At 39.0% G+C, this 13185-nt stretch carries 13 protein-coding genes; 7 read left to right on the top strand and 6 right to left on the bottom strand.

Annotated elements, in window-relative coordinates; all coding sequences use genetic code 11:
* Positions 1-3 precede the first annotated feature (3 nt).
* From ASG14_RS10010 to ASG14_RS09995, 4 genes are read right to left on the bottom strand one after another with little or no spacing between them, the layout of a single operon-like run.
* The gene (locus ASG14_RS10010) at positions 4-726 is read right to left on the bottom strand and encodes a ZIP family metal transporter (protein ID WP_056870908.1); all 723 of its coding nucleotides are present in this window, start codon (positions 724-726) and stop codon (positions 4-6) included.
* Entirely contained in the window at positions 726-1289 is a 564-nt protein-coding gene (locus ASG14_RS10005; RefSeq protein ID WP_056870907.1) for a phosphatase PAP2 family protein, read from the bottom strand. The genes ASG14_RS10010 and ASG14_RS10005 overlap by 1 nt, the downstream gene beginning before the upstream one ends.
* On the bottom strand, positions 1286-2017 hold the full coding sequence (locus tag ASG14_RS10000) for a bifunctional 2-polyprenyl-6-hydroxyphenol methylase/3-demethylubiquinol 3-O-methyltransferase UbiG (protein WP_056870906.1): 732 nt from the start codon (positions 2015-2017) through the stop codon (positions 1286-1288). Before ASG14_RS10000 ends, ASG14_RS10005 begins: the two co-directional genes overlap by 4 nt.
* Positions 2007-2300 (bottom strand): hypothetical protein, encoded by a 294-nt coding sequence (locus tag ASG14_RS09995; RefSeq protein WP_056870905.1) that lies wholly within the window; start codon positions 2298-2300, stop codon positions 2007-2009. The genes ASG14_RS10000 and ASG14_RS09995 overlap by 11 nt, the downstream gene beginning before the upstream one ends.
* A gap of 323 nt (positions 2301-2623) precedes the next feature.
* On the opposite strand from ASG14_RS09995, the gene glmM reads away from it, so the two are divergent.
* The 7 genes from glmM (at position 2624) to ASG14_RS09960 (ending at position 9938) form a co-directional block, all read left to right on the top strand.
* On the top strand, positions 2624-4012 hold the full coding sequence (gene glmM / locus ASG14_RS09990; RefSeq protein WP_056870904.1) for a phosphoglucosamine mutase: 1389 nt from the start codon (positions 2624-2626) through the stop codon (positions 4010-4012).
* A 3-nt stretch (positions 4013-4015) separates the two neighbouring features.
* Entirely contained in the window at positions 4016-5164 is a 1149-nt protein-coding gene (locus ASG14_RS09985; RefSeq protein WP_056870903.1) for a cysteine desulfurase family protein, read from the top strand.
* Positions 5165-5824: 660 nt separating this feature from the next.
* Positions 5825-6025 (top strand): hypothetical protein, encoded by a 201-nt coding sequence (locus ASG14_RS20255; protein ID WP_157274893.1) that lies wholly within the window; start codon positions 5825-5827, stop codon positions 6023-6025.
* A 133-nt stretch (positions 6026-6158) separates the two neighbouring features.
* Positions 6159-6362 (top strand): hypothetical protein, encoded by a 204-nt coding sequence (locus tag ASG14_RS09975; protein ID WP_056870901.1) that lies wholly within the window; start codon positions 6159-6161, stop codon positions 6360-6362.
* A 75-nt stretch (positions 6363-6437) separates the two neighbouring features.
* Complete coding sequence (locus tag ASG14_RS09970) at positions 6438-7337, top strand: MBL fold metallo-hydrolase (RefSeq protein ID WP_056870900.1); 900 nt, start codon at positions 6438-6440, stop codon at positions 7335-7337.
* Between the two features lie 171 nt (positions 7338-7508).
* On the top strand, positions 7509-8834 hold the full coding sequence (locus tag ASG14_RS09965; protein ID WP_056870899.1) for a cytochrome ubiquinol oxidase subunit I: 1326 nt from the start codon (positions 7509-7511) through the stop codon (positions 8832-8834).
* Positions 8835-8933: 99 nt separating this feature from the next.
* Complete coding sequence (locus tag ASG14_RS09960; protein WP_056870898.1) at positions 8934-9938, top strand: cytochrome d ubiquinol oxidase subunit II; 1005 nt, start codon at positions 8934-8936, stop codon at positions 9936-9938.
* 312 nt (positions 9939-10250) lie between these two features.
* On the opposite strand, the gene ASG14_RS09955 is transcribed toward ASG14_RS09960, so the two are convergent.
* Positions 10251-11798 carry a M20/M25/M40 family metallo-hydrolase gene (locus ASG14_RS09955; RefSeq protein ID WP_056870897.1) on the bottom strand — a complete coding sequence of 516 codons (1548 nt, stop codon included), beginning with the start codon at positions 11796-11798 and terminating at the stop codon, positions 10251-10253.
* Between the two features lie 467 nt (positions 11799-12265).
* Positions 12266-13111 (bottom strand): acetyl-CoA carboxylase, carboxyltransferase subunit beta, encoded by an 846-nt coding sequence (accD, locus tag ASG14_RS09950; protein ID WP_056870982.1) that lies wholly within the window; start codon positions 13109-13111, stop codon positions 12266-12268.
* Positions 13112-13185 lie beyond the last annotated feature (74 nt).

The raw sequence follows: 13185 nt of genomic DNA, 5'->3' as shown, positions 1-13185 counted from the left end.
ATGTTAATGTGCATGGCCGGCAAAAAAGCCAATAAGTGCAACACCGATTCCCAGCAAAACAGCAATCATTTTACGGGTATTAATTTTGTGGTCAGCGCTTGATTCGAATAAAATTGTGGTGGAAATATGTAAGAATATACCGATAACAATGCCCATTATTTTATTAAAATAAGCATCAATACCCCCAATAGTTCCGTTGCTTAATCCAACACTTACATAAAAACCAAGTGGTGCCATTACCGCAAAAATTAACAGGTATAAAATGATGCTTCCCTTTTTGAAGTGGTTTTGCATTAAAATACTGGCAAGGGCAAAAGCTGCCGGAATGTGGTGTAGGGAAATCCCGAAAATAAGCTCATTATGCTGATCTTTTGCGAGCGGCATGCCTTCTAAGAAAGCATGTAGGCATAAACTTATCATTATCCCGAATGGAAAAACATGTCCATCGTGGTGTTTATGGATATGGCCATGTTCAACGCCTTCCGAAAACTGTTCAAGGAATATTTGAAGCAAGAAGCCAATTAAAATAAATATACCAATTTGCCCTTTATCCGGACCGCTGTAGGCATCGGGAATTAGGTGTAAAACCGTAATTGCAAAAAGGTAAGCGCCACTAAACGATAAGATTAGTTTCAGCAATTTAGACTTATCACTCTTAACCAAAAAAATGGCTGAGCCGCCTAAAAAAGCGCAGAAAAAAAGTACAGCAAATTTCCAAGCTTCCATTAAAATTCGGGTTGTAGTTTCTTAAATATTCTCGAACATATAAAACCAATTATCGTTCCGAGTAATGCACCTGCAGTAACATCAACAGGATAATGTACGCCAACATACACTTGGGCAAAGCTTATTATTGCTGCCCAAAACAGTCCAAGAGGTAAAATTGGTTTCCAACGGTTATAAAAAATGCAGATTAAAAGCACAGCTAATGCAAAATGATTTGTGGCATGTGCTGATGGAAAGCTTAAGCCGCTACCGCATGGAACACGATGGATAATATCATTTGCCAAACTAAAATCGTTGCATGGTCTAACACGTTCTACAAAGGGCTTAATCAAACGCGATGCAACTGAATCGCTCAGGGCAAATGTAAAAACCAGCATCCCAATAATGTAAAATCCCCGTTTTTTATATTGTTTAAGGCAGAAAACTATGATAAAAATATATAATGGCGACCAAAAGAAACGGTTGCGCATTAAAGGCATCAGCCAATCGAAAAAGCCGTTTGAAAGCCCGCGATGGATTTTCAAAAAAAGCTCGATATCAAATTGCTGAATGCTTTCTATCATGCTTTTTTGCAAACTAAAATTAAACGGTCAGCGTTTTCTTTATAAAAATCATCGAGAGCATAGCTTCCGAACGATTTCTGAATAACCATCCCTGCTTTTGACAGCATTCTTTGAAAATCGTCCAAAGTAAAAGCCTGTACACGTTCTTCAAAATTGTAAATCTTGCCTTTATCATCAAACGTTATTTTTTTGATGATTTTTCCATCAACAATATTTTTAGTAATGTTAAAGGTAATGCCATCTAGAGATTTTGCCTCGCAATGATTTAAATTTCTTATAATTTTTTCGGTATTGAAATAATCTATCACCAAAGTACCGTTAGCCTTTAAGCATTTTCTAAAAGTTTTTAGGGCATTTACGTGGTCCTTTTCAGTATCAAAATAGCCAAAACTGGTAAACAAATTCAGGGCAACATCAAAATAGTTGATGTAAAACAGCCTGCGCATATCGTGTACAAGAAAATGCAACTTGTCGTTTTCAAATTGCTTGGCAAATTTTATGCTCTGTTCCGATAAATCGATTCCGGTTACATCAAACCCTTTCTTGTTTAAATAAATGGAATGCCTGCCTTTGCCACAAGCAATGTCGAGCATTTTGGAGCCGGCTTCAGGATTAAGGTATTCTGTTAACTTATCAATGAAAAACTCGGCTTCGGCATCGTTTCTTTGTTGGTAAAGAATATGATAATATGGCGAATTAAACCAATATTGAAACCACTTACGTTGCATATAAAAAAGCCTTTTGTTTTGGAATTTGCAAACTTAGATAAAATTGATTTAAACCATGTACTTTAATTTCACCGCTAAGCAATTTTATAATTGTCAGTTCAAAAATTGTAGTTCTCAAGTTAGCTGATAATCTATTACCTGGCTGCAACACAATTGGGTTCAATTTTTTTTGTAAATCAGCGTTCAGTTTTTCATTGCGATTACAGCCCTGCCATTCGCTGTAGCCCTCGCCCGAAAACTCGGGGCTGCCGCTGCTGCCAGGTTTAATAACAATGGCTTGCATTAGGGCAGTGATAATAAGAGTTATGGTGTTGCTTGCAGACTTAATTTCTCTAAACCCGACTTAGTGGAAAACCCGCAAGGCGAGGAACGAGATGAGGATTTGAATCGAGGGCGGGGCTGCTTTAGCCGAAGTATTGCCGCAATTGCTTTCCAAGCAAATAAAAAATCAGTCACACGTTTGAGTAAACCCAGCAACTGAATTTCTATTAAATACATCGTATAAATGGATATAAAAGCAATGTAATTTAACTTGTAAAACCCATTCCCGATACCCGCTGTCTTGTTTTTTTTGTTATTTTTGTACCTCAAATTAAAATACGAAGAGTGACTCTAATAAAATCGATTTCAGGAATACGTGGAACCATTGGTGGACAGGCAGGAAACGGCTTAACACCGATAGATGTAGTAAAATTTACAGCCGCTTTTGGTAGCTGGGTAGTGCAAAAAACAGGGAACAAGAGAATCGTTTTAGGTCGCGATGCACGTATTTCCGGTGAAATGGTTAACAATCTGGTTATCGGAACCTTGCAAGGTTTAGGTATTGAAGTGATTGATTTAGGGCTTTCAACTACCCCAACGGTAGAAGTTGCGGTGCCCGACGAACAAGCCGGTGGCGGAATAATTTTGACAGCGAGCCATAATCCAAAACAATGGAATGCCTTAAAATTGCTAAATGCAAACGGAGAGTTTATTAGCGATTTGGATGGAAAAGAAGTTTTGGATTTAGCCGAAGCAGCTGCTTTTGAATTTGCCGAAGTTGATAAGTTGGGAAAAGTAATCAAAAACGATACTTACCTGCAGAAACATATAGATAAAGTTTTGGCTTTGCCCTTAGTAGATGTAGAGGCCATTAGAAAGGCAGATTTTAAAGTTGTTATCGATTGTGTAAACTCAACGGGAGGAATTTTTATACCTGCGTTGTTAAAAGCCCTGGGTGTAAGTCGCGTTACCGAATTGTACTGCGAGCCGAATGGTCATTTTCCACATAATCCGGAACCACTTCCGGAAAATTTAACCGAAATTTCAAAAGAAGTTCAAAAACAAAATGCTGATTTAGGCATCGTTGTAGACCCAGATGTTGACCGTTTGTGCTTCGTAAATGAAGATGGCAGCATGTTTGGAGAGGAATATACGCTTGTTGCTGTTGCAGATTACGTATTGAAAAATACACCTGGAAATACGGTTTCTAACCTTTCATCTACCCGTGCTTTGCGGGATGTAACTGAAAAGGCTGGTTCGGAATATAATGCATCGGCCGTGGGAGAGGTGAACGTGGTCAATAAAATGAAAGAAACCAACGCAATCATCGGTGGTGAGGGTAACGGCGGTATTATTTATCCTGAATCTCATTACGGTAGAGATGCTTTGGTTGGCATTGCATTATTTTTAACACACCTGGCTAAGTTCGGCAAATCAATTTCGGTGTTAAGAAGCAGCTATCCTCAATACCACATTTCTAAAAATAAAATTACGCTAACACCAGAAATGGATATCGATAATTTATTAAAGCAGGTTGAGGAAAAATATAAAAACCAGCCATATAGTACAATTGATGGATTAAAAATTGAGTTCGATAAAACGTGGGTACATTTACGCCGCTCAAACACTGAGCCTATTATTCGCATTTACAGTGAAGCCGAAAACGAAACCATCGCAGAAAACTTAGCTAATAAAATCATTTCCGATATCAAGGAAATACTTAAACTGAACTAGCACATGAAAAGAGTTTATTTGGATAATGCCGCTACAACGCCTCTTGATAAGGATGTAATTGCTGAAATGACCAATGTGATGGAAAACTATTTTGGCAATCCCTCGGCTATTCATGCACTTGGCAGAGAAGTTAGAACCCTGGTCGAAAAGGCAAGAAAAACCGTGTCAGGTTTGCTTGGTGCGTCGCCATCCGAGATTTTTTTTACTTCGGGGGGCACCGAAGCTGATAATACGGCAATTCGTTGTGGCATTTCTGCCTATGGTATTAAACACGCAATTACCTCCAAAATCGAGCATCATGCCGTTGAGCATACCTTAAACATGATGCTCAAAAATGGTGAAATTGATAAGCTGAGCTTTGTTAATATTGATGAAAAAGGTAACGTAGATTACGCTCACCTCGAAGAACTGCTCCAAAATAATGAACGTACGTTTGTATCATTAATGCATGCCAATAACGAATTGGGTACTTTAACCGATATGGTAAAAGTTGGTGATATCTGCGAAAAATATAACGCAATTTATCATGCAGATACGGTACAAACCATGGGCCATTACGTGCATAACGTGCGTGATTTGAAAGCTCATTTTATTGTTTGTGCAGCGCATAAGCTTCATGGCCCGAAAGGTGTTGGCTTTTTGTATGTAAATAGCAATATTAAAATTCCGCCGATGATTTATGGTGGCGCTCAGGAGCGTAACATGCGTGGCGGAACGGAGAATGTCTACGGGATTGTTGGTCTGGCGAAAGCCCTGGAAATTGCTTACGCAGAGATGGAGCAACATCAAAATTACATTCAAGACTTAAAAAATTATTTAAAGGAAGCTTTAATTGCCGAAATTCCAGGTATCGCTTTTAATGGTGAAACTGATGCGGATAAAAGCCTTTACACGGTTCTGAACGTGTCCTTTCCCGAAATGGATATGGCAGATATGTTGCTTTTTAATCTGGATATAAACGGCATTTGTGCGTCAGGTGGCAGCGCCTGTTCGTCTGGCTCCAATATTGGCTCGCATGTGTTAAATGGCATAAAGGCCGACCCAAATCGTCCTTCTGTTCGTTTTTCTTTTAGCAAGTATACCACAAAAGAAGAGCTCGATTACGTTATTGAAAAAGTTAAAATGGTGGTTAAACAGAATGCCTTAGCTTAAAAATATCATTAACCAAATAGGAACAGTCCCGGAGCAATTCGGGACTTTTTTTATGATGTAAATTTTAATTGTTTCATTTAGGTTATCTAAATATTGTTGCAGATTTTTTAGCTTTTGAAAAGCAATTGCAGTTCAATTATTTAAGTCAGTCCTGCTTTTTGTTCCAACAAAAGCAGAAAAAGCTTTTGGTTTCCACGTCAATCAGGTTTAGGAAACAAAGGTTTTAGGATGTTCATGTCGATTTAAAAAACCTTGTTAGCTCACATGCATTTCATTGCCGTCGACTTTAGTCAACGGAACCCTAGTAAGCATGGCAATGAATTTAGTTCCGCAATTGTAGAATGTTAAAATTAGTTTGAAAAGCTTTGCTAGCGCATATGCGTTTCACCGCTGTAAACTCCATTGCCGTTGACTTTACTCAACGGCGTTTATAAACCCTTGCATTTTTCAAAACAAAAAGCTATATTTAGGTAAGATAAAGGCCATCCGAAGGCCAATAGACAACTGTTCCGCAACGAAACCTTATCAAAATCCACTTGGTATAAGGTAAAGAAAATTTTTCTGATAACTTTTTAAATCCCGCCGGAGGGATAAAGTGTCTTTTCGAAAAAAAATTTTAATCCTACAAAAGCAAAAAATGCTTTGATAAAACTAAATGTTATGGAAAATCAGGAAACAACTCCGCAATCAGCAAATCTCGAAGAAGAGAGAGCACTAAATGGCAGAAAACACATCTACAAATTCATTCTGCTGCCTTTCTCTTTTGAATCCTCTCATCATTTCAACAAAATTCATAAGCGAAAATTTAATTCGTTCGGCTGTATACACGAATTTCGAAAACTGTCTGGCTCCATGTTGTAAAGCGAATTGTGGTTGCTTTTTAACTCTTTTCAAAAAGGGTAAAGAATTTCTATGCAAAAAATCATTCCGGGAAGTGCTAATAAAAACAATATTATTTTTCGTGTGTTGCTATAATACATCAAAATGAATTACCATGGAAAATAATAAGGAAAAAGGAAAAGTTATTCAGAATGACTTACTAAATAACGAAGTGGAAGATGTAAGAGAACATGATTCTCTTGATAACAATAAATCTTCGAAACAAGGTACTAACCTATTTGATAAGGACAAAAATCGAAAAAACAACGCATTTGGTCCGGGCCACGAACCAGGAACGATACCAGGTTCGGGTATATAATTACGTGTTTTTTTGATTAAAAATTATTAGATTTAAGCCACAGCATTAGTTGTGGCTTTTTAAGTTAACCGAAAAATGGAAAGACGACATTTTATTAAGAATTCTGCACTGGCCATGGCCTTATTATCAATTTATAAAACAGATGTTTTTGCTCAGCAGGAAATGATGCGGGAATACAATTTTAAACCGTTGCGAAACAATGTTGGTGTCTTCACTGAGCAGGGTGGTACAATTGGGTGGTTAAATTCTTCAAATGGCTTTGTTGTAGTCGATGCGCAATTTCCAACTTCGGCACCACACGTTATTGATGAATTAAAAAAGCTTGGTGAAAAACCCTTTAAATATTTAATTAATACACATCATCATGGCGACCACACCGCTGGCAACATTGTTTTTAAGGGAATTGCCGAGAAAGTTGTGGCCCACCAAAATTCCTTGGCAAATCAAAAACGGGGTGCAGAAAAAGCGAATAATCTGGATAAGCAACTGTTACCCGACACCACTTTTGGAACAGGTTGGAAAGCGCAGGTTGGCGACGAGAAAATCAGCGCATATTACTATGGTTCGGGCCACACCAATGGCGATGCCGTTTACCACTTCGAAAATGCAAATATTGTTCACGTTGGCGATTTAGTTTTTAACCGTAGGTTCCCGTACATTGATAGAGAGAACGGGGCGCATATTGGAAACTGGATTACTGCATTGGATAAAATTCAAAATCAGTTTGATAAGGATACCATGTTTATCTGGGGCCATAGCTTAGATCCTGAAAAAGTAACCGGAACAAAAGCTGATATTAAAGCATATCAGGAATACTTAAAGAACTTAATGGCATATGTTGGTAGCGAAATTAAATCAGGAAAATCCAAAGAGGATATCTTAAAAGCGACAACGATTCCAAACGCTCCGGAATGGAAGGGAGATGGTATTCAAAGAAGTTTGACTGCTGCCTACGATGAACTTAAAGGTGCTTAACATTTGCCGCAGATTTTTAAATTAATTCAAAATCTGCGGCAACATCTTTCCAAATATATCTTCAATTTATAAACGTTCTATATTTAAAATAAATCTAAATAGCTGGCTCAAATCCGCTACATCTCTGCCCTTATCTGTTATATTTGTGTTACACAAAATCCAATATCAGATATGGATGATTTTATAGCCGCCCGCTCTCAAATGGCCTTATCGCTAGGCTTTCACATTGTATTTTCTTGCATTGGTATGGTAATGCCTTTTTTTATGGCAGTTTCGCATTACAAATGGCTCAAAACAAATGATGAGTTATACCGGAATTTAACCAAGGCCTGGAGCAAGGGTGTAGCAATTTTCTTCGCAACAGGCGCAGTTTCCGGCACCATGCTTTCATTTGAGCTCGGTTTGTTATGGCCAAAATTTATGGAACACGCCGGACCAATTTTCGGTATGCCATTCTCACTGGAAGGAACTGCCTTTTTTATCGAGGCGATTGCATTAGGATTTTTCTTATACGGCTGGGATAAGCTGAACAAATGGTTTCACTGGTTTACGGGGATGGTTGTTGGCGTAAGCGGACTCGCATCGGGGATTTTGGTTGTTGCGGCAAACGCCTGGATGAACAGCCCTTCTGGTTTCGATTATGTAAATGGAGCCTACCTTAATGTCGACCCGATACAGGCAATGTTTAATAAAGCATGGTTTTCGCAAGCCTTGCATATGTGTCTGGCTGCTTTTACCGCAACAGGCTTTGCGGTAGCCGGCGTTCATGCGTTAATGATTTTACGGGATCAAAATAAGGCATTCCACCTAAAAGCTTTTAAAATTGCCGCAGTTTTTGCCTGCGTCGGTGCGATATTGCAACCCCTAAGTGGCGATATTTCGGCTAAAGATGTAGCCAAAAGACAGCCTGCCAAGCTTGCCGCAATGGAGGCATTATACAAAACTGAAAAACCTGCGCCGCTTTTAATAGGCGGAATTGTTAATGAAAAAGAGCAAACGGTAAAAGGCGCAATAAAAATTCCTGGTGCATTAAGTTTTCTTGCTCACGGAAATTTTAAAGCAGAAGTAAAAGGACTGGATAAAATTCCGGAGAAGGACCGCCCGCCTGTAGCCATAACACATTATACCTTTCAGATAATGGTTGGAATTGGGACATTTTTAGCGTTGATTTCACTTGTATATTTCGTTAATCTATTGAGAAAGAAATCACTTTTAGATAAGCCCTGGTTGCTGAAACTCTTCGTTTTAGCTATCCCGCTTGGTTATATTGCGCTGGAAGCAGGCTGGGTGGTTACGGAGGTTGGGCGCCAACCTTGGATTATTTACGGCGTAATGCGGACTAAAGACGCCATAACACCAATGCCCGGAATAGCTTATTCATTCTATATTTTCACAGCAATTTATTTGTCGCTGAGCTGTATTGTAACTTTTTTACTTTATCGTCAAATTAAAATGGTGCCGGTGCTTTATAGCAAAACTGAATCAAATAATCATTAACGAAAGAGGAGATGAGAGATGCAGATAGCCTTTTAACTTCAAAAAAATTAGGTGGTTTTTGCGTTTCTCTACTAAAAAATCTCTGTAATTATTTTCTATATGGAATACGTGGTAATCGCTTTTTTATGTTTGGGCATTCTGCTTTACTTTTTATTGGGTGGTGCGGATTTTGGCGCAGGAATCATCGAACTTTTTACCTCAACAAAAAACAGAAGCAGAACGCGGAAAACAATGTACCAGGCAATCGGACCTGTATGGGAGGCGAACCATATGTGGCTCATAATTGCCATTGTAATTCTTTTTGTTGGCTTCCCGCACATTTACACTACGATGTCCGTTTATCTTCATATTCCGTTGCTCATTATGCTTATTGGCATTATTGCTCGCGGTACGGCCTTTGTTTTTCGCCATTATGATGCAATTAAAGATGATATGCAATGGCTTTACAATCGTATTTTCAGGTATTCCAGCTTTATTACGCCACTTTTCTTAGGTATTATTGCAGGGAGTGTAATTTCTGGCCATATCGATACAGAAGCTACAGACTTCGCGTCTGCATATATTTTTAGCTGGTTAAATTGGTTTTCAATTGCCGTGGGACTGTTTACCGTTGCGCTTTGCGGCTTCCTCGCGGCTGTTTACCTAATCGGAGAAACCGACGATGAACACGATAAACGCAGGTTCATCAAAAAAGCAGAATACATGAATATCGCTGCAGTTATTTTTGGTGCGATGGTTTTCATTGCTGCACAACTTGATAATATTCCGCTAATGGATTGGCTTTTTCGAAACACCGTTGGCTTAACGGCTATCATACTGGCAAGTATCTCACTAGTTTTACTCTGGTATTTGCTTTTAAAAGGTAAAACAAAAGTGTTAAGAATATTGGCCGGCTTCCAGGTAACCATGATTTTGTTAGCCATTAGCTATGCACACTTTCCAAATTTCATCAGGTTAAAAAATGGTAGTGCAATTTCCCTATTCGAAACTATTGGGCCAGAGAAAACAATTTACAGCCTAGGTTTAGCCCTATTATTGGGTAGCGTTTTAATTCTGCCCTTTCTGGGTTACTTGTTTTACAAATTCCAGAAAAAAGAGGAGTAGAATTCCTTCCCTTCATTGCAGACACTAATTTTTTATTAGGGTGTAGACATGTATTTAGTTAATTATTTGGAAAGCAATTGCAGTAATTCTTAGGCCTCGAAAGTCCCGCTATCGTTGCAATTTTTTTTAACTTCTGTCGGCTTACAAAAATTCGCTACTACGATGTGAACAACTGAGTGTTCTTTTGCGTTAGAACGACAAAAAAATATTTACACTTTATCGGGTTTATTCTTCAAGGACAATAGAAATAACCAAGCACCATTTCACAAAAAGAGCATCCATTTCTGAATGCTCTTCTCATCTATAATTTGGTTATAAGCCGCCTTTTCGTGTCGCTTTTTTAGCTTCTGGCCAGGCAACCTGCTTTCCTGTGCGTTCGTTTACCGGCAAATCTGTTGCTTTTTCAGTCGATGTTTTTTCAGCGTCTTCGCAAGCCATATAAACCATAATCGCAGTTAGAATCACGTTGCTCCGAATTTCGTCGAAAACTAATTTATCGTAACTGTCGCGATTTGTGTGCCAGGTATATGTTCCGTAGTCCCAGCTTGTTGCGCCTAATGAGTAACCGAGCGCTCCGGCAGCCACAAAAGATGCAAAGTCAGAACCGCCTGCACCTGGCATTCCAGGGAAGCTTGTTTTAATCTGGTTTTTAATTGTATCCGGCACCGCCGATAACCAACGGGTTATGTAGTCCTTTGATTTTGCAAAACCTTGTCCGCCGATGTTAACCACTCTACCCGTACCATTATCCTGGTTAAACAGCGCTTGCAGGTTGCTAACAATTTCAGGATGATCTTCTACAAAAGCCCTTGAACCGTTCAGTCCTTGTTCTTCACTTCCCCAGTGCCCAACTAAAATTGTACGTTTAGGGTTAGGATAAAATTTCTTCAAAATACGCATCGCTTCCATCATTAGGATTGTGCCCGAACCATTATCCGTTGCCCCACTTGCTGCATCCCACGAATCAAAGTGGGCTGAAAGCATTACGTATTCTTTTGGCTTTTGCTTGCCTTTAATTTCAGCAATGGTATTAAAAGTTGGTACTACGCCTAGTTCTTTAGATTCTGACTCGATTTTTAACATAGGTTTATTTCCATTCGTTGCCAGGCGGTAAACTAAACCGTAATCCTCAACAGACAGATCTACTGTTGGAATTCTTGTAGTATTTGCCCCGAAAACTTTATCAACACCAAAGCCTTGCGACCAGTTGTTAATTATAATTCCGGCTGCGCCAGCATTCTCAATGGCCAACGCTAAATTTTTTGCGTTTAAGCCAGTTTTAGCCATACCGGCGGCCCAGGCCCTTGCTGCATCTGCCTTTTCTTTTTTGAATTTTTCAAATAAATCTTTAGTTGCAAATTCCTCCCAGTTCTTTTCTGGCCTGCCAGAAATTTGGTTCATGGAAATGAGTACCAATTTGCCTTTTACAGTTGGCAGCCATTTTTGGAAAGCAACAGAATCGGTTATCGCTGGTAAAACTATTGCCTCGGCATTAATGGCTTTTCCATTGGTAGAAGGACTCCACGCCAGCTGTGTGCCCTCCAAAGTTCTTAACCTTGGACTAATCAAATCGATGTGAGTAACGCCACGTTCCCAGCCACGCCATTCGCCCCATTTCTCATTCTTTGCAGATATGCCCCAATCAGCATATTTTTTCACTGCCCAATCATTTGCCTGTTTCATTTGTGGCGAACCCACCAAACGCGGTCCGACAACATCCAAAAGTTCATGAGCGAGTTTCTCAAGTTGCGAATTTTCATTCACTTCTTTAACAATGTTGTCTATCACTTTTCTGTCTTGAGCGAAAACAAAAGAGGATGTAAATAGAAGTAAAGTTGGAAATAGTAGTTTTTTATTCATTTCAGTTTGCTTATTTGATAGGCTAATTTAAGCAATAACGGGGTGGGAGTGGCGATGTTAATGGAAATGTTGCAGATTAGCGGTATTCAACACCTGTGGAAACGCTATTAATCGTTCTTATGGAAAATAACAAGGAATTTATTTTGCAACGTTAGCGGCGGGCGGCAATTGGGTTAGGCTGCCACAACCACGAATTGCTGAACCGCGTAATCTAAACCTGATTGCCGCGGGTAGCTACCGATTTTTTCTAATCGGTACTACAAGCAAAAAGCAGGACTGAAATAACCCAAGTTATTCAAGCCCTGCTTTTAATATTATTTTTAAATTGATTAGCCAATTTGCTCAATAAACGAGTGACTAATAACTTATTGACCAATTAATCAGGCAATTGTACTAATGAACTAATGACTATTGAACCAATAAACCAATAACTATTGAACTATTGAACCAATGACAAATAAACCAAGTTAGTTATTCATCATTTTTAAAAAGGCACCCAATTTTGCTTTCATTGCTCTTCTATCTACAATGAAATCAAGAAAGCCGTGTTCTAAAACAAACTCTGAAGTTTGGAAGCCTTTAGGTAAATCTTTTTTAATGGTTTCTTTGATTACTCTCGGGCCTGCAAAGCCGATCAAAGCGCCTGGTTCGGCAATGTTTATATCGCCTAACATCGCGTAAGATGCGGTAACTCCGCCTGTTGTAGGGTCGGTAAGCAAAGAGATATAAGGTATTTTTGCCTGGCTTAATAAAGCAAGCTTTGCCGATGTTTTAGCCATTTGCATTAGTGAAAATGCAGCCTCCATCATCCGTGCACCGCCACTTTTAGAAATCATTAAAAACGGAATTTTGTGTTTAATGCTGTAATCGATTGAGCGGGCAATTTTCTCCCCAACAACCGAGCCCATGGAGCCACCGATAAAGGCAAAATCCATACAGGCAATTACCAACTCCTGGCCTTCCATTTTACCCACACCGGCACGAATGGCATCTTTTAAGCCGGTTTTAGCCTGGCTTTCAATAATTCTTTCGGTGTAGGGTTTGTTATCATTAAAATTTAAAGGGTCGCCTGATGTTAGGTTGGCGAACAGCTCTTTAAATTCATTGTTGTCAAATAAAACTTCGAAATATTCTTTAGAACCAACCCTCAAATGGTAATCGCAGTAGTGGCAAACGTATTTGTTTTCCTGTAATTCTGTTTGATGTAGTGGTTTTTTACAGTTAGGACATTTATTCCACACGCCATCCGGTGCCTCTTTCTTCTCTTCTGTTGTGGTAATGATACCTTTATTTTCTCTCTTAAACCAAGCCATATAATTTTTTAAAGAATTGGATTGCAAAGAAACGAAAAATATAATCAACTTCATCAATTACAAAGGCTCAAATT

It is taken from the genome of Pedobacter sp. Leaf194 (assembly GCF_001423945.1).
Taxonomy (GTDB): Bacteria; Bacteroidota; Bacteroidia; order Sphingobacteriales; family Sphingobacteriaceae; genus Pedobacter.
The sequence above is the reverse complement of the archived record's forward strand: the minus strand, read 5'-3'. Positions and strand labels throughout refer to the sequence as shown.